The organism is Flavobacteriales bacterium (genome assembly GCA_025210805.1).
In the GTDB taxonomy this organism is placed as follows: Bacteria; Bacteroidota; Bacteroidia; order Flavobacteriales; family CAJXXR01; genus JAOAQX01.
This window is the reverse complement of sequence record JAOAQX010000021.1, coordinates 1-18,750: the sequence shown is the minus strand read 5'-3', so window position 1 is coordinate 18,750 and position 18,750 is coordinate 1. Positions and strand designations below refer to the sequence as shown.

The window sequence follows — 18,750 nt, the reverse complement described above, 5'->3', positions numbered from 1 at the left end:
TCGAGTTGTCCTAGATATTGATGTGCCATGATAACACCAATATTAAACTTTCTAAGTTCAGAGAGCATTTCAATAATGGATAAATTGGTGTAGTGTTGGAACTCATCAAAATACAGAAAGAAAGGTCTTCGATCTTTTTCCTTGGTATCAATCCGACTAAAAGAAGCCGAGCTTAAAGAAGTAACCAACAAGGAAGCTAAAATATAGGCAGGTTCCTTTCCGATATGTCCTTTAGATAAATTGACGATTAACACTTTTCCTTTATCCATAATTTCACGAAGATAAATGGGTTCTTTGTTCTCAATAAGTATTTTTCGGATGGGTGAATAGGATAGTAGTCCGCCAATTTTATTAAAAATAGGCAGGAAATCATGTTTGGTATAGTTTATAAACTCCTTTTCCCAAAACTGAAGCAGTTCTTTATCTTGGATGTTTTCTAAACAGCTTTTTCGATAGTCCTTATCTAAAAGTAATTTGGTGACATCAGAAAAATTAGCGGTCTTTTGTCTTAAAAGAGTCAGTAGAATATTTCTAAGAATATGAGCCTGTTTTACTCCCCAAGCATGTCTTCCCCATACTTTTTCAAATACATCGAGAATACTAGAAACCACCAAAGCTTGTTTTTCATGGGAGACTTTTTTTAGTGGATTATATCCTAGTTCTAGTTTTGGATTGGTAGCATCTAAATACACCAATTTGTTTTTAGGGATATGTTTAGTGATCGATTTGGATAAATCCCCATGAATATCAATCAGACATAAGCCTCGGCAATAAAATACATCTTGCAGGATTTTACTATAAAGTACATTTGTCTTTCCTGTTCCTGTTTTTCCGAGGATATAAAAATGGTGTAAACGGTCTTTTTGTAGAATCCCAAAAGGATTAGCTGAATCTCTAAAGTTTGTGGTGCCAAAATAGGTAGTGGAAGCTTTCATGTGATCAGCTTAGTATTTCTATCACTCTTTTGTAGGCAAAGGAAAAACGACCTGATTGTATATATGTAAAAACCCACTCAAATTTTAAGATTTTTGAATTGGTTTAACTTCCCTTTTTGGAAGCTGACCATCTTAAAATTTGAGTGGGTTTAGTTTTTAGACTCTCGGATAAATCCTCCTTTTGCAAGATTGCACGTTAATACGTTGACACTTCTTACACGTGCATTCTTGCTAGGAATTTCCTAGAACCTATTGAATCGATTAGTTCAAATCTTCTTGTTTGGTGTCTATCACCTTTTCACTTTTTAGTTATCGAAAATAAGAATTGAAAATCCACAAGTTAAAGATTATTTTTAATTTATCACCCGATTTACATCATTACCCAGTTTGATACATTACCTCATTCATCTATTTTCTTTAAAAGAAAATCTATAAAATTATTTGCATATTTTTCTTTATCTAAATCAATATAAACTGGTGATTCCCCGAATTCATCAACATCATCTAGCTTTAGATAATAGGATTCACCTTGATCATTTTCATGAATCACTAATTCTTTCTGTGAATTCCAACCATTTTTTCTGTTTAATTCATTAATATATACGATATCACCTCCCACAACAGTGTCAAAATCCATTTCGTATATACTAAAAATTTCTTCTCCATTAATCTCACCTCCACCATAGTGTTTTAACCACCAAACATAAGAAGGAGGAAAAATAACTCCTAGACGATTCTGAGCCAATTGAATCCATTCATCGGATATTCCATTTTCAAAATTCCCAAAATCAACAATATCAGTTTTATCCTCTATAAGTTTCCTTATTTTCTCGTAATCCATATTATTTCGTTTTACTTAAAATCCTTTGCTCTTTGTTTCCAATAATTACGTTTAAAAGTAGCAAATTGACTTCTATTAATCCCTGATGGTATTGTTCTGGGATTAATATGAAGAATTTTACTATTTTTCTTATGAAATGTTTGTGTCATTTCAGCTAAGCCTGCCGCATCAGACTGAATCATATGATGCAAATTTATAGGTTTTCCATCAATTCCTATTGGGGCTCTACCAGATGCCATTCTTTCCACATTTGTACCTGTTACCTTCACTTTTTTACCTTTAACTTTAATATTCCAAGATGAAATAGCTTTAGGATTAAAATTATCACTCCTTTGGTAAACCTTAATTCCTTGAAAGTAAGTTGTTCCTTTCCAAAACTTCCTCGTATTTTTGGAAATTTTATTAATCTCACTTACACCATCAGTTATTTTTAGAAGAGTTTTTACCCCTTTATAACCAATTTTAATCGCATCACCGGCAATTCCAGCACCCTCTGTTAACAAGTCAATTCCATCAACATCTTTACCACTTCCTAATTTTGTAATGGTAACAAGAGGTGTCAAACCGTCCACAACTTCTGTAGTTATCTTCACATTCTGTTGATAGATTTTTTGAGAATAAGAAAGTCCTATACTTCCAGGATCAGGTAAGTCTTCTTGCTTTATGTCAGATAATTTAAATTCCGTTGGTAATTTATACTGTGCCTCATTAAAAATGACACCACTTTCAGCTCCATCTATTGCCGTTATGTATCCATCTATACTCTCATAAATTGGGGCTCTACCTTCTTCTAATCCCTCCAACTCAACAAACTGTATTACCTTATTTCCACTAAATGAATAGGGTGAATAATGTGGATATTTAGCAGTTAAAGGATCAACAGCAAAGAAACGGCCTAATCTAGGATCATGCATTCTGAATTTATAGTTTACAGAATTACCTGGCCCTTTTATTTCGTTATCGACTTCTTGCCCCTGGAAACCGTATCTATACTCTTCAGGATCATTATATCTCCCTGGCATTTGCATTCCAAAAACTAAAACCCTTATGCAATTATTTAACTTTTCAATGAACTTTAATAATCCTAATAAATTGGATATAACTTCCTATAACAAAGAAACAAAAAAAGCAATGATTATCAAAACCATTGCTTTAGATATTTAAATACGCCTTACGATACGCTTCCATTAGATTAGAAAATTAGTATGCGCTAAAGACCTGCTTCTTTCTTTATCTTTAATATTTCAGCTTCAGGTAATTTAGTAATTGTAGAAATAACAGAAACTTTTAATCCTGCTTTCAATGATTCAATCACTGTATTTATTTTTTCTTGGGCAATTCCCTCCTGATAGCTTGTATCTATTGAATTTTGAATATCACGATAGTATTTTAAACTTCCTTCGTAACTATCATATTCTTCTCTTGTCATTTTGGCTACTTCTGCTGTTTCAAATAACTTCTCAAAAATTGATTCCCTCAATGCATCAGGAATTCGGTCTAATCGGTTAAGGTTTCTAAGAACGTATAGCCATTTATCAAAACGTGTTTCAAGCTGTTCTACAGTTTTATTAAACTTTGGCATCTCAAGATAGATAAAGGTCAACTTATCATAAAATATCTTATGCGTATCTATATCCATTAGTTGAACATCATATCTATACTTGTCTTTTTCGTTTTTGTCTTCGTCAAACACAAAATCTAAGATACCAATGGTGTAAACGGCTTTTAATTCAAAATCCCACTCTGAAGATCTTGGGGCTTGTTCTCTGATCGGAAAAGTAGAATAGAAAACACTACGGTCTTTAAAAAACTTTTGTTTTGCTTTTTGAAGCTCAACGATAAATTTCTCCCCCTTTTCGTTTTCACAGTAAATATCAAAAATAGCTTTACGGTCTATAACTGTTGAACCTAAATGTTCTGTCTTCATATAATTGAGCTCAACAATACGACCTTCTTGATCTTTTAAAAGCTCATTCAGAAAATCCAATAACAAATCCTTGTTCGGTTCTTCACCAAACAATTTCTTAAATCCAAAGTCCGTAAACGGATTGATATATTTTTCCTTAAATCTTGACATAATGTGTTTTCTAAAAAATCTAATTTCTGCAAAGATAAGTCTTTATATGGCGTAACTATATTAAAATTGATATAAATTTCCATTAATCATTTCCATCCTTAGTACCCTGAATTCTTAATATTTCTAATTCAGTTAACCCAGTCAATGAAGTGATTTTTTCTATAGATAGCGTTTTTAATAACTCATCAATAATTCTCTTATTTGATACTCGCTTTTTAATTTCTTCTTGGGCTGTTTTAACACCCTCTTTATACCCCTTTTCAAATTGACTCTTTTTAACTTCTTCTTGAGCCATTTTAATACCTTCTTCAAACCCCTTTTCAAATTGATAGTTATGCACATTATTTAAATCTCGATAATGTTTCATGCTTGTCTCATAATACTGCCAATCTTGATTTGTCATTGTTCTTAAATCTGCAACACTAAACAGTTTTTGAAATATTATTTCATCGTGAGTACTAGGTCTTTTGTCTAAGTTGTGTAAATTTTTTATGACAAATAACCATTTGTCAAGATCTGTGGTCAGCTCATTTGTGTTCTTGATAAATTTTGGAAGTTCTACATATGTAAAGCACATATTATTTTCGAAATTTGCACCAAAATCTATTTCTTGAGTATAAAGATATTGAGTACCATCCTTTCTATTTTCTTTAAATACAAAGTCGGTTAAAACTATTGTATACAATGTGGTACTTTCTATAGTTAACTTTGATCGCGATATTTGCTTTTCAATTGAAGATATAGAACGATAAAAATCTATAACAGTATTACCGATAGGATGATTTTGAATTTGAAATTCAACTATTATCTTTTGTTTCTTCTGGTTTACACAAAGAATACAAATACCTTCATTGCTCTTAAGATAAGGGACACTTTCGTCTTCATTATCTAGATAGAATATAGATATTATTTGTCCTTCTTTTTCTTTTAAGAATGTGTTTAGGAAATCTAATAGTAAATCTTTATTGGATTTTTCAACAAATAATCTTTGAAAACCATATCCTGTAAATAGGTTGATATATCTTTCTTGAAATCCTATCATAATTTTTTTTTCTAAAGTTAATCGATTTAAATCACCTTTCAATGAATCACCCCAATTTCGGCATAAAATTCTCCACGGCTAAAGCCAAAGAATCGGTATCATGAACCTTGTAATTCTCTGTACTCGAAATATAAGCATGCCCTGCGTTGTATTGAGCTATTCTTAGATTTTCCGTCTTAATCCAATACGTAATTCTTGATGCTCTTATTTGTTTGAAACAGTTGAATTTTGGATCTTGTTTACTCAGTTGTTTTTTGAGTTTGGCTAATACATTCTGAATATCCTCACGACTTCCTGTTGAAAAGAATAATTGCGTTGTTTCTTTTTGATATTGGTTAAGAATTTTCTCTCTAATATCACTGATGTATTCCAATAAATCCATCATCTGCAAAGGGTTTAATTTTAAACTTCGTTCTTTACTTTTTCTTGTGTTTGGGATATGAACAGTACCTGTTTTTAAATCAACATTTTTTGTATTTAAGCTTTTTAAAGAAGTAGTATCAATTCCCTGAAATACATAAAATCCGAGAATCACCTTATTTCTCTTTCTACACCATTCTATCTCTTCTTTTACATCAAACACTTGATAATTTAAGTAGAGGTATTCGAGTTCTTCCTTACTTAGGATGGTGTGATATTGTTTGCGTTTTATTCCTTTAATTTTGATATAACGAGTAGGATTGGATTCTCGGATCCCTTGATCACAGAGAAAAGAATAATAATGCTTAATACTGGTTAGATATTTAGCTTTAGTGATGTTTTTAACCTTAGCTGTTATTTCTAAAAACTGTAGGAAATCAATCAAATCTTTATACTCCAAAACTTCACTTTCCAGATTGTTTTGTAAACACCAAGTTTTAAAATAATCCAGCTCAGCTAAAGATCGGTTTATCGATTTATAACTATACCCTTTGCTTTCAAGGTAGATTTGGAAATTACAATTCATGTTTTTTTTGAATTAAGTGAGTATATATTTGAGTAGAATCTAAGGAGCTATGACCAAGAAAATCGGCAATGTCTTGCAAATTCATTCCTGCTTCCAATAAATGAGTAGCTATGCTATGGCGAAGTAAATGGGGATGCAGAACTTTTTGCTTAAAACTTGGATGATCTGAACGCCTTTGTAGTTCTTCTAATCGTTTAGAAAAATTGCTTTTAGACATACGCCCTGATCGAATACTCACAAAAAAAGCTTCTTCTTTACTTTTAGCTAAATAGGGTCGAGCATCAAAAAGATATTTCTGAAAAATGGATTTTGTGGATTCGGTAAAAGGCACATATCGCTCTTTATTTCCTTTGGCATGTTTTACATGAAGTATTTTTGTAAATAGATTGATATCGGATGCGTTCAAGCAGTAAGCTTCATTCAATCGAAGTCCACAAGAATACAACACAGACAATAAAGCCTTATCTCTAAGCTCAATGCTGTATGGCATTTTATAGGGAGGATGAACTTCGGTAAGTCTAAAGAGATGCATCATTTCTTCTTTTGTAATGATTTGGATGTCTTTTGATTCTGTAGATTCTCGAAGGATTCTTGGAGAAAGAATCAGGCTTTTTCCATTCTTTCGAAGATAATCAGTTAATAAACGTAGCGCATGCTGATGTTTATTTAAATGGGCATTTGAAAGTCCTTTTCCTGGGATTCTTTTGTGTTCCCTTTTCTGGAGGATATTTCGATAGTAATATTCGATGTGTTTTTGATTGATAGCGGAAAGTTCGTTTTTATGAATACTTTCTAAGAACTCAAGAAATTCTTTAACCAAAAGTGGTAACTGATAGACGGTACTCGATGAATATCCAAGGACAGACAGCCAAGAACTAAAATCCGATAAAACATATCGAAATGCCTTGCTTTTAAGTATATTTGATGAGTAAGCCTTGTTCATGTTTTTGGTCTTTATGGATTTTAATTTGTGTGTCCTACACCGTGTTTTTCTATAGTTTACTAGGGCTTATCGTAGGACAAAGGAGTTATTGTCCTACAGTCTACCTACAATGTCCTACTGTTTTGCTGTTTCCTCTTTTTGGCTAAGTTTGTTTACTAATCGATTTTTATACTCTTCAAAAGTTTCTTGAAGTGGTTTTGGATTTTTAGGATGATAATCCAATAAGGCATATTGATATCCCGTTTGTTTTTTCCCTCCTTTAATCTCAAGAAGTCCAACTTCCATAAGTTCTTTTAGATATCGGTTTACATTTCTTCTTCTGAGCTCAGGATTTTCCTGAAGCAGTTCAAATATTTTGAAGTATTCTCTCTGATGAGAAAATTCCTTTAACCACTCATAAAATCGCTCCAAAGCGGATGATTCTATTAGTTTATTTTTCTTTTCAAGCAGTGGCCTAAAAAGATTCAGCGCTATTTCAAGATCGGAAAGTTGAGTTTGTAAAACTCCATTTTCATTGACTCTATTTTTTTGATGGATAAAAGTGATGGTTGAGCTAAGTTGTAAAAGCTGGTAAAGGAGTTTTCGATTATTCTCAAGATGTTTGGGTAGGAAAATATCTAAAGCATAAGGATTAATCACCGAAAACTCTTCTAAGCTTAGCTGTATGGTTTTTAAAAGCTCTTGGGTTTCCATTTGCTTATCAGAATCTATCAGTCCAGCAAACATTCTTTTTTCTTGCTCGTGCCAAGCGTTTAATTCCTCCTCATCTTCATGTAATGGATAGGACAAAAAAGGAAGAGCATTTATCTTATGGGCGTATTTCTTTTTACTACTGGCACACAGTGCTACGGGACCATTTATTTCAGGGCTCATCACAAAAGGGATTCCTGTTTTATGATTCTTTAAAGAAACGACTTTTTGCAATCGTCCCTTTCGAATAAGCTCATTCAGTTGAGTATGTAATTCTTCTTTAGTTCCTATATTGGATAAAAACAGGGCTTTTTGATGCAACTCATCACGGGAAAAATAAAACAGGGCTTGGGAGGAAATACTGCTTGGAAATAAGGTTTCGCTACTCGGCAAACAGTATTGCATCTTTTCAAAGAGTAATTGACTTAATTGTCCATTATCTAAAAAACAAATCGATAAAGGTTTTGGCATTTTCCGAGATGCTACCGATAGGTAAATAAGAAGTGCTTCATCTTGGTTGGCACAAATACCAGCCTTGGTAAGTTCTTTTTGAATAAGCTCAGTGAGATTCTTTTGGTTAAGGATTTTTTCTGTCTTTTTTTGGATGGGTAAAGAAAGTCCTTTTTGAGATATAAAGCTTTGTTTGTTTCTGATTTCACTAAAGCGATATTCTTCGAGAATGTTTGTTATCTCCGCAAAGAAATTTTGAGTATCGCTAAACCCAATCTCAAATCGCTGACATAAATTCGTTAGCAGTAAATCTACCGAATCAGCTCGATATAGGTCTATGGATGTTCTGATAGCTGGTACACGAGATTTCTTTTTGGATATCTTTAAGGTGACTGATAAACTATCGAGGTTATCCAAATGGACACCTCCGAATACTTCTACTAAAAGATGCTCATCAGAAAGTCGTAAACGCTCTTTATCTTGGTTTTCGAATAATATGTTGTTTTTTGCCATGTTTTTCAGGTTTTACAGCGTTTGCAAGGTAAGTTTAGTGTCTAAATTGTGGTAGCGATTTTTATATTTCCTGCCTATAATACGGACTTGAATACTTAGGCCCTGCCTATATTGTTGAATACGTCTTAGCGATTTAATTCTTGATTTCTTTTTTTGCTTTTTATTCTACTTTTTTCAAGAATCATATCTTCTTTTATGCCTAGCGTTTTAAAGCGATATTTCCTGTTTCCATAATGTATTCCCGTCAGCTTTCCATTTCTTATGTATGGTTCAATTCCGTTATGTTTTAGCGTATGAACAAAACTTGGAATATCTGGAGAAGCATGGAAAATACTTTGCACCTTGTAGTAGAGCTGTTCTTTTTCAGAAACTTCTCCTATTCGTAATCTCATCTGCATTTCTTTTTCCGAAATTTTGGTTTTCTTTTTCGACTTTGAATGATTCACAAGTGAATGCTCCAGCTCAGGATATTTATCCAATTGGTATTTTTGAATATTCTGTTTTACCTCTGAAAATTCCTTTCTCGAAAGTCTGTTTGATTTCCCAGTTCCATAATCAATTGCAGAAAAACAGAAATGTAAATGGACATGATTTTTCTCGAAATGAGCCACAACAAGAGAAAGGGCTTTTGGATTTCGTAATTGAACATATTTCTTTGCAAAATCCTTTAGCATAACTCGAGAAATGGATTCAGTATCTTTTGGATTAAAACTCATAATCTCATGATGTAATTTGATCCCATTGCTACGTTTGATTTGCCTATTTCCCTCACAAGCTTCATACTGTCGAACCCAAGATTCTTTATCTTGAGTACGAAGTAGTTTTTTATATACAAACTCAGCATTGTGGTCTTCTTTAAACATATACTCAATGACGGTTTTAAAAGCATTCCTCCCCTTATGTGACTTGGATTTGATAATCATGCTTGAAGTTTTTGAAGGAGTATTTCCAATCGCTTAACAATAAGATCTTGGGAAATTTCCTCGTCTTCAAGCTCTACGATTAGATCAAGAAGTAGAAGTTCAATTTCACTTGTATTAGTACCCTTGTTAAAAATTTGCTCCTTGAGATATTTCGATAAAGGCATTTTAAATGATTCAGCATCTTTCTTTAATCTGAAATAATCATCTAATTTGAAGCTAATGGATATCGATTTATTCTTCTTGTCAAAGTCCTCTTTTCTTCTTTTTCTATAAGAGCTCCAATAGAAGCTTTTAGCCTCTTGAATGTCTTGATGGTCTCCAAATTCTAATACACCTAAAGCTTCTAAATAATCATACACGGAAGCAAAGTGTTGAGGTTGGATTTTTTGATTCTTATTCTCCATATTTCGGAAATTTTACGTTAATGATTTTTTCTTCTTGTTTTGGATTATATTTCTTTTTGAAAGTGGATAGGTCTAAGTAAACAGCAGTATAGGTAAATGATGGTTTTGGATTTTCATGTCCAAGATTTGTTTCTGCTTTCATATTCAATGCTTCCACCATCCATCTTTGTTTGTAATAAGGTGTCGTTTTTACCTTAAGAGGTTTTCCTCCACTCGGTATGATTAGAACTTGGTTTTTAGGCATTGTTCGTATTTCATCAGCGGTCATTAATCGCCTTGTACGAGTCATGCCTTTTTCATCTTCGTATTCGTATTCACCAAGAATTTTAGAAAGGTTTTCACTCTCATCAGTAAGTCCTGTGAAATACACTTTCACACCTGCGTTATTGAGTATCGTCTTTGCATTAAAAGAACCGTAATTCTCAAAAATTTGATTTTCAGACTGTAGTACACCTAATATGGGTATAAGGAACTTCCTCGCGTTAGAAATAATGGAGGCCAGGTTTGGTAAGTACATCGAACCAAGTTCATCTGCGATGATTGAGATAGGTAAATCTTCATCGCTTGGTAAAGCTTTGTTAAATACCGAAGAGAAGAATTGTTCAAAAAATATCGAAATAATCTTTTGGTAATACGCCGTATTTCCAAGTGGACATCTTATAAAAAGAGCGGTTTTTTGTCTTCTAAAAGAATCAAAATCTATGGTATCGACACAGGTTAAATTCTGTAGCTCTTTATCATTTCCAATAAAATTCAAGCTAGCAAGTGCTGAACTGATGATAGAAGCTCTTGTGTTCTCACTATTTTTTAGAATCCCTTCAAGTTTTCTCTGTAGTGTTTCTGTAGCATTTTCCTTAAATAATGTTCGGATAGTTTCTGGTTCACTTTGTAGGTGCTCAAGTAAATAATATACGTTTGCTAGATTTCGATATATCTGTGATTCGTTTTCAGTAAGGTATTCAATACAAATAGAAATTAATTCTTCAGACTTTAATGTCCAAAAATCAGACTTTTCGTTTGAGGTTCTCACAAGCATGGAGCTTACCTTGGCTATATCGGAACTGGAACAAATACGCTTTAAGGGATTGTAGAAAAGTGATTTTTCAGGATTACCAAAATCAAGATATTTTACAACAAAACCCTTACTTAGAAGGTAGTTTTCACTCTGAGACAATTCACCTGAATTGTCGTTAACTATCATAGAGTGTGGACAACATAAAATACTCGGAAAAATTATCGTTGTGGATTTCCCTCCACCACTAGGAGATACGCACATAACATTTTCTTGGCTTCTTTTCACCGTCAAAGCTCTTTTCCCATCCAATACAAACCCTCGATGTTTCTTACGTATAAGCTTATGAGCTTTTCCAAAACCAGCTTCTAATTTGTCGGATTTGGTTATTAATAAATCTTCAAGGTTTTCTAAGGCTATTTCTATCATCTCGCCCAAATCGGCTAACATGTCGAATCCTGCCTTTCGAAGTGGAGCTGTTGCTCTATAGAACGCTCTTAACTTTCTCCGAATGTATCGGTAGTATATGTTTCGTTTATTGATCATAAATTCACTTGTTTTTAAGTTGTTGATTGATGATTTCGTTGAGACTTGCAAAAAGTCCTTCGGCTAGTTTACTGATAGCAAACACTCCCAAAAGGAGTATTTGCATGAGTAATTTGAAAACCGCTTTAACGATGCTGATGATAGTTTCCATTGCTTAGCGTATTAAAGGGTTAATGTTTCCGATATGGACTTCGTATCCTTTAGGGAGAAGTAAGGCTTCATACAACTTAATTAACAGACCGTAATAGATTCCATCTTCGTAATTCTGAACTTTGTAATACAGATATACTTTAGTATTTCCATCTTTTAGCTCTACGGCTTCAAAAGCTGATTTTATCGCTTTATAATTTCGTTGAAACTCCAAACTGTTAAAATGGTAAAGGTTAATGAAGCTGTTCTCTTTGAGGTCTGAGAAAAGGTGGATTTGATCAGCTCGTCCTTCATTCAGATGCTTAACTAAAATCGGATAGAGATAGGATTTGGGCGCATTTTTTTGTAAGGAATCAGAACTGAATAATTCAGCTTCTATCTTTTTGAAAAACGCTTTTTCCTTCTGTCGATTTTCTACCTCGTTGGATAAAAGTCCTGTTGTTCTATTGAATTGGATTTCTGTTGTTCCGTGAAATGGAAGATCATTTAAAACTTCATAGCTGATACTAATCGAGTCGAGGTTTTCTATATCTACCATTTGCTTTAGCCATGTCGCTGATGGTTGGATTTCGAAATCTTCAGATTTGTCTTCCAAAACACATATACTTACTGAAGAACTTTGTTTTGAACTTTGCTCCTGGCATCCAGCCAAAAGCAAAGCGAATAAAATGAGTATCATCTTATACATAATCTTCATAATTTGTTGATTCGTACTTCATGGTTAAACTTGGGATTTCTTCGATTTTCGAGATACTCTTCCCTGTTTGTAACTCTAGCTCTAAAAGAGCTGTTCTAAGCGTTTCTTGATAAGAACCATCAATTAAGCGTTCCTGTTCATGGATGTAAATCAGTAGTGAACTCACAAGATTTTCCTTTTCCGACAATTCTTTTGGAATCATGCTTAACTCCCCATCAATTTCTTTGATTCGTTTTTGATACTCGGTAAAAAGTTCTCGGCTTTTCTGATTTTTAAGGAAGGTCTGTCTTTGCTCAACAGTTGGGGCGTAAAAGCTCGATAACATAGAAGCGCAGATAAAGAATATGATGTTTATAGCAACAAAATGTGTTGATGTGATGCCATAGGCATTTTGGTCATTCATGACAGTGAAATATGCCATTCGCATCTCTCCAATAAAATAGAAGATGATTGCCATCACTCCTATGCTGATGATCCAAAACATAACCTTCTGCAAAAGATTTTTAGCGTATTTGTTTACTATTTTTGGCACAAAATGTGCGGAAAAAATCAAGCAAATTCCAAGTCCTGCGGACATTAATGTTGCTATAAGTAGATTGGAAGATACAACTTGAAATGCCTTTACATTAAATCCAGTTTCGGACACAAGAAGTAAAGCAATAATGACAACGATAAATTTCCATCGCTTCATTACATGGGACAAGTATGCAATGTCTTCCTTTTCGCTATTGAGTCGGTGTTTTCTGATTTTCTCTTCGAGTTGTTTCTTTTCTTCTTGAAGAACTTCAACCTTCTCTTCTGATTCAGCTTTTAACTGTAAATATTCCTTCAGCTGTCCAGCCCATTGAATTGATTTGTGTAAATCGAAAATTAGATTTTGATAAAGCCCTACAACATACATAAGAAAGGATTGTAAGTCTGAACTACTTAAAGCAGATAAGCTTTTTACTTTAACAGAAACATCCTTTTGAATGGCGACTGTCTTTTTGGAGAACTGCTTCTCAAAGTTCTCGTGGATCATGATACTGTGTTTTTTCATGGTCTTTTGATTTTTGGTTTATATAATAGGGTGGATAAAACACCACCCCAAGATTTGGGGTGGTGTTGATGGATTACTTGTTTGCTTTTTCGTGTAGAAAGATTTGCAGGCGATCCCATTCTAGTTTTGCAGGAAGATCTGCACCTGATTGGTTAAATATCTCCATAATATCTTGTGGGAAATATTCGTCTTGAACGGCAAAAGTTAAAAAGTCAACTTCTCTAGGATTATAAAAAGCTCCTCCCTCCTCGATAATTGTTGTTGGCTTATAGTCATACTTGATTAAGTATGCGTATAAGTGGTCAAAGGAAATCACTTCGTTAAGAACTTCGTAGCGGTGTATTGGTTTTGATTCAATGTTCGAATCACAATTTGGAGATTGGCTAAAATGTTTTTTTAGCTCTTTGTTAAGGTCTAGATGACGACCTTCTGAATGAAAGTTAAACTTGTTCATGATGATCAGATTTTTTCGTTAATGAAAATCTCAAAATCACCTACTGAAATTTGATTGACAATTTCTTCGATTCGTGAAAGAATCAGTAATGAAATTGGAGCTCGTTGGAGTTCTTGATCTAGAATAATAGAACTTCATAGTAAGCCTCAAATTTATGTAGTAGTTTTTTTGAGGTTAGCGAAAATTTCATGGTCTATTCACTTGCCAGAGTGAGTAGGCCTCTTTTTTTTTGCTTGATACAAATGTGATGTAATAAACTGATAATCAAGAATGAATATTTGAATGAGAAAAATGAAAAATTGAATGAAAAATCCGACCTTTACAGAAAAATTAATATAAGCTATGGGAAAAGGAAGAAATAAGAAATCAAGATTTGGAATAAGGCGATCTTCTCTGGAAAGTATATTACAAATCAGTAAGACGCTTGGACCTATTATATCTAATGGTGTAGAAGAAATGGAAACTCAAATTAATAATCTAGGAGAGCGAAATGAAAAATTAAATTATATGAACCAAGTTAATAAAAATATAGCCAATTTTAATACCCAAATAAATAATGAAGAATTCACCTTAGAAAGTATCAATTCAATAATAGCTCTAATATTTTGCAACTACAAAGAAGGAACTGACGAATATCTGGAGTACTCCATAGATACAGTAAAAATGTTTTTTAATTCCATTATTTTAACAAATAAGAAATACCGTCAGGATGATTACAGAAAAGCAAATAAATTTATCGAATTAATATTACCGTATTCAAGGTTTAGTAATGAATATAATAAAATTCAAATTGATGAAAATTGGGAAATAAAGAAGCTTGAAATAAAGATCAACAAAAAAACTATGGAGAATAACACCCCTAGTAAAATTGATGATTCTATTTTATTGTCTGAAATATTTGAAAATACAAAAATTGACCCTATTGAAATTGGAGAACATTTAAATAAACTACCCTTCGCTAATGGAAAAGTTGAAGTTATCCAAATTATTAATGATTTATATCTTACTAAGAAGATCTCTATAAAACTACAAGAGATACTTAAAAAAGTAGCTAATGTAATATTTAAAAACAGAGTAGAGCTCGAAACGGAAATAGAAAGACTTCAGAAAATTGGGAATTTGGAATTATCGAATGTATTTGAGAAGATAAAAATTGCCGTTGATAATAAAAATTTAGATCAACTTTCAGATATTTACATCAATCATAAAGAAAAAGGTATTTCTATTTTAAAAGAATCAATAAGACAAACACTACCATTTTTAAACCACGAAAAGACGAAAAGTTTTTACGATGAATTAATAAGAATAGAGCCTAGACCCGATAATTATTATAATTACGCTCGATATCTTTTCAAATTCAATTTCTTTAATGAATCTATTACCCAATACCTAAAAGCCTTAGAGTTATATAATAGATTAGATCAGAAACATCCAGGGGAATATTCCCTTGATATAGCTGATACTCTTTCCGATTTAGGAATATTACAAAATAAGAAAGGGAACTACACAGAAGCAAAGATATCGTACCAAAAAGCTTTAAAACTCTATCACAAATTGAATGAAGAAAACTCGCAAGAATATTCATTTAATGTAGCTATTGTCTTGATAAATTTAGGGGGACTACAAAGTAATGAAGGGGATTATAAAATTGCTGAAGAATCATACAAAAAAGCTTTGAACCTCTTCATCTCATCAACAGAGAAAGATAGCAAAACACATCATGATCAAATTGCAAATATCCATAATAATCTAGGAGTTTTAAAAAGAAAAATGGGAGACTACATAAGCTCAGGAGAAGCATATCAAAAAGCCCTCGAAATCTACGATGAATTAGCAAAGAAAAATCCGACTAAGTACGACCCTTTTTTAGCCAATACATTAAACAACATAGGTAATTTATTAAGTCGAAATTTTGGAGATCACACTAGTGCAAAAATATCTTACCAAAAAGCTTTGGAAATTTACAACGACCTAGCTAAAAACAATCCAGAAGCTTATGAACCTAAAATTGCAGACGTCTTAAATAATTTTGGAGTTCTTCAGAATGAACTAGGTAATTATATAGATGCAGAAATATCATACCAAAGAGCGTTAAATATTTTTGATAAATTATCTCAAGAAAATCCAGATATCTATCTACATTATTTAGCAACAGCTCTAAATAATTTAGGAGTTACACAAGCAAATAAAGAAGATTATAAAAATGCAGAAGCCTCACTATTAAGAGCCTTAGAAATTAGAAAGAAATTAACTCAGGAAAATTCTAAAATATGCACCTCGAACTTGAATAAAACCCTTGCTAACATAGAAACATTGCAATCAAAAAAAAATAATTCTAGAGAATGAATTCCTTTGAATTTAACAACCTATCTTAGGACTAGCTCAAAGAGGGTAAATCATCAGACAGAGTTTAATTTATAGACCCCAATTTGAATTCAGGATTTTTGTAATTAGAAAAAAAACAAACAACCCTGCCTTAACCTGTGTGACACTAAGATACTAGGCAAGATTGCATTATTCCACGAATAATTATCTATTACAGAAGTATTCTTTTGTAATAATGCGATCTTGCGAAGGAAGTTCCTTTCGAATCCTGAACCTAAATAACTATTATAATAAAACTCGGGAATTAAGTTCAAGGCACTAAAAAAACATAGACTAAAGTGCGTTTGCTGAATATCTTGGTTTTCTGGAGATATCTTTATTCAATTCTTTATCTAATTCAGTTGAATTACTTTTTACAAAAATTAAAACATTCGATTTCATAAGGTTTAGAATGTCATCTTTACCACGGATATCCAATAGGTTTATTAGTAACTGTGATTTAGAATTTTCATTATGATAGATAATAATAATTTTATTTCTTTTAGATGTTAATTTATTAACGAAATTAAAAACTTCGTTAATATAGTCTTCATCAGATTTATCTAAAGAGTGACCAAAAAAGAAAAACGAATAATTTGATTTTTTCCTTGAATCGTACTCTTTTATAAAGTTATAATCTGTACAATTATCTAATTTTTGAAAGTACTTCGTAAATGGTAAAAAGTACTTTTTATTTAAGGCATCTGTTGGCACTTCATTAATTCCAAGTACAATATTGTTTGCAGATGAGTCAATCCTACCATGAAGATAATTTGTTTTATTTCCGCCAAAAAGTAGATCAAATGTAGGAGTATAATTAAACGTGAAATGTTTTTCAATTCTTGAAAATGAAGAACTATCGATTGAGGTAATTATGTTTTCATAAAACGGTAATACAAAGATTTCAAAATAGTAATTGAAAATTTTCTTAAAAGTAATAATCTCACTCTTCAACATATTGGATATTTTCTCTTCATTTATATCAATAAAAAAATCATATTTTTCCGTTAAAAAATTAGTGTTAAATAATAAATCCGTATACTGATTTTCTGAGATAATTTTAAAACTTTTCAATACCTCAATCATCTCTATGTTATTGTCCAATACATAAGGTTTAAATAAAGAAAGTCCGCTTTTATGTATTGATCCACTAGAAAAGATATGACGTCTAATATATTCCAAGGAATTGAATAAGAGAGTCAGTACATACTCAATTTTACTTTCAAAATCTATCCAAGATTCGATATGGTATTCTTTTTTAAAAAATTGATACCATAAGTTATTTGAAACCTCTTCTTTAAGTAGTTCGATTTTTTTAATATCAAACTCAAAAGGTTTATAATACTCCTTAATACTCTGCAACTTATCAGTTGCAGAAAATATAGAATCAAAATCTGTTTTCTTATTATTTTCAATAAAATTTAAAATTTTAATGAAATCTGTATAGGAAGTTGGTAGTCTAAAATTTAAATCAAAACCATTTCCAGTAATTAGTATTTTCGGCATAATTACTAATATTTACAATAAATATAATACTTCAAATTTAATTTATTCATTACTAAATCAATTTTCCGAATTGAATGACTGATTACTATTTCGATAAAAACATTTAAAATATCACTACTTCCCAAAAACGTCTAAACCAACACCTAATCCAATTCCAAGATACCCCTCATTGGCATAATTCCAATCTTTAACATTTTCTGTTACGGGAATATCCCAACCATAAGAAAAATTAACTTGGAATCCTTTAAGATTAAGCCCAATACCTGGAGAAATAAAGAAAGCTAGACCATCTTCCTCATTTTTATATGGCCGATTTAATAGACTTGTTGACGACGAGTTTAGTGTAACCTTTGAAAAACCAAAACCAACCCCTACTGAAACTCCTCTAGAACTTTTTTTAGCTTTAATTCTTCGATTCTTAAATTTTTCCCAATTATAATTGTAAGAAATAGAAGCTCCTATTTTTAAATCTGTTGTAACCTTACTTCCAATTGAATCATTTAATGCTGGCCTTATTGCAAAGGGAATTGTTATTGTTTGCCATTTAACAAATGATTTTACTAATGTAACAGAACTGTTTTCTGGTATCTTTATGTATCCTTTATTATTCAAAGAGTCATATTTCTTTTTTATAAAATGATATGGGTTAAGATATAGCTTATCAGGTTCTTCATCCGAGTGTTTTATTTCTCCAATTTTCCAGTTACTTTTAACCTCTATAGGAACATATTTTTTGACGGTAATTGAATAATCTTGATCTAATGTTCTTTGAGTAGAAATACCTGCAATGGTTTCAGTAATAGTCCAACCCTTGGGTATTTTTATTTCTTCACTTCCTGTTTTCATATAAACTGTATCCTGAAATGATTTATCTCTCCTCAATCTATATTGTCCTATTTCTGTTTCCTGATCTTGAGAAAAAACAATGGTTATGTTTAAAAGTAGAGTAATCAATAAAAATATATTTTTCATAATAGTGTTTTTTTGTGCTTAAAATTCTATAAGCTAATAACTTTTGTTTAAAGCGCAATATATAAACAACCATTCACCCCCAAATACCCCTAACGTGGTATATTCAAAAAACCACAACTCATTTCGTTGTAGTTTTGTCATGTAGGTAAGATACTGCTAGCGACACCGCATCAAAAACTCCAGTTTTTGGATCTTCAGCGAGCCATTGTTTTCGTTTTGGGTATTCAAAACGTTCAAGTTGAGGGT

18 protein-coding genes are annotated in these 18,750 nt (G+C 32.1%); 1 reads left to right on the top strand and 17 read right to left on the bottom strand.

Annotation, left to right across the window (positions count from 1 at the left end):
* The 15 genes from N4A45_07875 to N4A45_07805 all read right to left on the bottom strand — a co-directional run.
* Positions 1-935 (bottom strand): type IV secretory system conjugative DNA transfer family protein (locus N4A45_07875; GenBank protein MCT4665135.1); only part of this gene is annotated, 935 nt, incomplete at its 3' end.
* A 400-nt stretch (positions 936-1,335) separates the two neighbouring features.
* Positions 1,336-1,776, bottom strand: coding sequence for an SMI1/KNR4 family protein (locus N4A45_07870; GenBank protein MCT4665134.1), 441 nt, complete (start codon positions 1,774-1,776; stop codon positions 1,336-1,338).
* Between the two features lie 11 nt (positions 1,777-1,787).
* Entirely contained in the window at positions 1,788-2,798 is a 1,011-nt protein-coding gene (locus N4A45_07865; protein MCT4665133.1) for an HNH/ENDO VII family nuclease, read from the bottom strand.
* A 188-nt stretch (positions 2,799-2,986) separates the two neighbouring features.
* On the bottom strand, positions 2,987-3,853 hold the full coding sequence (locus tag N4A45_07860; GenBank protein MCT4665132.1) for an Rpn family recombination-promoting nuclease/putative transposase: 867 nt from the start codon (positions 3,851-3,853) through the stop codon (positions 2,987-2,989).
* A gap of 82 nt (positions 3,854-3,935) precedes the next feature.
* Positions 3,936-4,895: an Rpn family recombination-promoting nuclease/putative transposase gene (locus N4A45_07855; GenBank protein ID MCT4665131.1), complete on the bottom strand. Its 960-nt coding sequence runs from the start codon at positions 4,893-4,895 to the stop codon at positions 3,936-3,938.
* A gap of 46 nt (positions 4,896-4,941) precedes the next feature.
* Positions 4,942-5,841 carry a site-specific integrase gene (locus N4A45_07850; protein MCT4665130.1) on the bottom strand — a complete coding sequence of 300 codons (900 nt, stop codon included), beginning with the start codon at positions 5,839-5,841 and terminating at the stop codon, positions 4,942-4,944.
* Positions 5,831-6,784: a tyrosine-type recombinase/integrase gene (locus tag N4A45_07845; GenBank protein MCT4665129.1), complete on the bottom strand. Its 954-nt coding sequence runs from the start codon at positions 6,782-6,784 to the stop codon at positions 5,831-5,833. The genes N4A45_07850 and N4A45_07845 overlap by 11 nt, the downstream gene beginning before the upstream one ends.
* A 114-nt stretch (positions 6,785-6,898) precedes the next feature.
* On the bottom strand, positions 6,899-8,437 hold the full coding sequence (locus N4A45_07840; GenBank protein ID MCT4665128.1) for a hypothetical protein: 1,539 nt from the start codon (positions 8,435-8,437) through the stop codon (positions 6,899-6,901).
* A gap of 125 nt (positions 8,438-8,562) precedes the next feature.
* The gene (locus tag N4A45_07835; protein ID MCT4665127.1) at positions 8,563-9,360 is read right to left on the bottom strand and encodes a relaxase/mobilization nuclease domain-containing protein; all 798 of its coding nucleotides are present in this window, start codon (positions 9,358-9,360) and stop codon (positions 8,563-8,565) included.
* Positions 9,357-9,764: a hypothetical protein gene (locus tag N4A45_07830; protein MCT4665126.1), complete on the bottom strand. Its 408-nt coding sequence runs from the start codon at positions 9,762-9,764 to the stop codon at positions 9,357-9,359. The genes N4A45_07835 and N4A45_07830 overlap by 4 nt, the downstream gene beginning before the upstream one ends.
* Positions 9,754-11,322, bottom strand: a complete 1,569-nt coding sequence (locus N4A45_07825) for a type IV secretory system conjugative DNA transfer family protein (protein ID MCT4665125.1) — start codon at positions 11,320-11,322, stop codon at positions 9,754-9,756. The genes N4A45_07830 and N4A45_07825 overlap by 11 nt, the downstream gene beginning before the upstream one ends.
* 4 nt (positions 11,323-11,326) lie before the next feature.
* On the bottom strand, positions 11,327-11,473 hold the full coding sequence (locus N4A45_07820; GenBank protein ID MCT4665124.1) for a hypothetical protein: 147 nt from the start codon (positions 11,471-11,473) through the stop codon (positions 11,327-11,329).
* Between the two features lie 3 nt (positions 11,474-11,476).
* The gene (locus tag N4A45_07815) at positions 11,477-12,169 is read right to left on the bottom strand and encodes a hypothetical protein (protein ID MCT4665123.1); all 693 of its coding nucleotides are present in this window, start codon (positions 12,167-12,169) and stop codon (positions 11,477-11,479) included.
* Positions 12,153-13,208: a hypothetical protein gene (locus tag N4A45_07810; protein MCT4665122.1), complete on the bottom strand. Its 1,056-nt coding sequence runs from the start codon at positions 13,206-13,208 to the stop codon at positions 12,153-12,155. The genes N4A45_07815 and N4A45_07810 overlap by 17 nt, the downstream gene beginning before the upstream one ends.
* Before the next feature lie 73 nt (positions 13,209-13,281).
* The gene (locus tag N4A45_07805; protein MCT4665121.1) at positions 13,282-13,662 is read right to left on the bottom strand and encodes a hypothetical protein; all 381 of its coding nucleotides are present in this window, start codon (positions 13,660-13,662) and stop codon (positions 13,282-13,284) included.
* 342 nt (positions 13,663-14,004) lie between these two features.
* On the opposite strand from N4A45_07805, the gene N4A45_07800 reads away from it, so the two are divergent.
* The gene (locus N4A45_07800; GenBank protein ID MCT4665120.1) at positions 14,005-16,008 is read left to right on the top strand and encodes a tetratricopeptide repeat protein; all 2,004 of its coding nucleotides are present in this window, start codon (positions 14,005-14,007) and stop codon (positions 16,006-16,008) included.
* Between the two features lie 312 nt (positions 16,009-16,320).
* Here N4A45_07800 and N4A45_07795 read toward each other — a convergent pair whose 3' ends face one another.
* Both N4A45_07795 and N4A45_07790 read right to left on the bottom strand, forming a co-directional pair.
* Positions 16,321-17,532: a bacteriophage abortive infection AbiH family protein gene (locus N4A45_07795; protein MCT4665119.1), complete on the bottom strand. Its 1,212-nt coding sequence runs from the start codon at positions 17,530-17,532 to the stop codon at positions 16,321-16,323.
* Between the two features lie 114 nt (positions 17,533-17,646).
* The gene (locus N4A45_07790; protein MCT4665118.1) at positions 17,647-18,504 is read right to left on the bottom strand and encodes a hypothetical protein; all 858 of its coding nucleotides are present in this window, start codon (positions 18,502-18,504) and stop codon (positions 17,647-17,649) included.
* Positions 18,505-18,750: the final 246 nt, after the last annotated feature.

Bases quoted from the DNA above. Each gene is read 5' to 3' on its own strand.
- N4A45_07870 (MCT4665134.1), bottom strand. From the start codon at position 1,776: ATGGATTACGAGAAAATAAGGAAACTTATAGAGGATAAAACTGATATT.
- N4A45_07865 (MCT4665133.1), bottom strand. From the start codon at position 2,798: ATGCCAGGGAGATATAATGATCCTGAAGAGTATAGATACGGTTTCCAG.
- N4A45_07860 (MCT4665132.1), bottom strand. From the start codon at position 3,853: ATGTCAAGATTTAAGGAAAAATATATCAATCCGTTTACGGACTTTGGA.
- N4A45_07855 (MCT4665131.1), bottom strand. From the start codon at position 4,895: ATGATAGGATTTCAAGAAAGATATATCAACCTATTTACAGGATATGGT.
- N4A45_07850 (MCT4665130.1), bottom strand. From the start codon at position 5,841: ATGAATTGTAATTTCCAAATCTACCTTGAAAGCAAAGGGTATAGTTAT.
- N4A45_07845 (MCT4665129.1), bottom strand. From the start codon at position 6,784: ATGAACAAGGCTTACTCATCAAATATACTTAAAAGCAAGGCATTTCGA.
- N4A45_07840 (MCT4665128.1), bottom strand. From the start codon at position 8,437: ATGGCAAAAAACAACATATTATTCGAAAACCAAGATAAAGAGCGTTTA.
- N4A45_07835 (MCT4665127.1), bottom strand. From the start codon at position 9,360: ATGATTATCAAATCCAAGTCACATAAGGGGAGGAATGCTTTTAAAACC.
- N4A45_07830 (MCT4665126.1), bottom strand. From the start codon at position 9,764: ATGGAGAATAAGAATCAAAAAATCCAACCTCAACACTTTGCTTCCGTG.
- N4A45_07825 (MCT4665125.1), bottom strand. From the start codon at position 11,322: ATGATCAATAAACGAAACATATACTACCGATACATTCGGAGAAAGTTA.
- N4A45_07820 (MCT4665124.1), bottom strand. From the start codon at position 11,473: ATGGAAACTATCATCAGCATCGTTAAAGCGGTTTTCAAATTACTCATG.
- N4A45_07815 (MCT4665123.1), bottom strand. From the start codon at position 12,169: ATGAAGATTATGTATAAGATGATACTCATTTTATTCGCTTTGCTTTTG.
- N4A45_07810 (MCT4665122.1), bottom strand. From the start codon at position 13,208: ATGAAAAAACACAGTATCATGATCCACGAGAACTTTGAGAAGCAGTTC.
- N4A45_07805 (MCT4665121.1), bottom strand. From the start codon at position 13,662: ATGAACAAGTTTAACTTTCATTCAGAAGGTCGTCATCTAGACCTTAAC.
- N4A45_07800 (MCT4665120.1), top strand. From the start codon at position 14,005: ATGGGAAAAGGAAGAAATAAGAAATCAAGATTTGGAATAAGGCGATCT.
- N4A45_07795 (MCT4665119.1), bottom strand. From the start codon at position 17,532: ATGCCGAAAATACTAATTACTGGAAATGGTTTTGATTTAAATTTTAGA.
- N4A45_07790 (MCT4665118.1), bottom strand. From the start codon at position 18,504: ATGAAAAATATATTTTTATTGATTACTCTACTTTTAAACATAACCATT.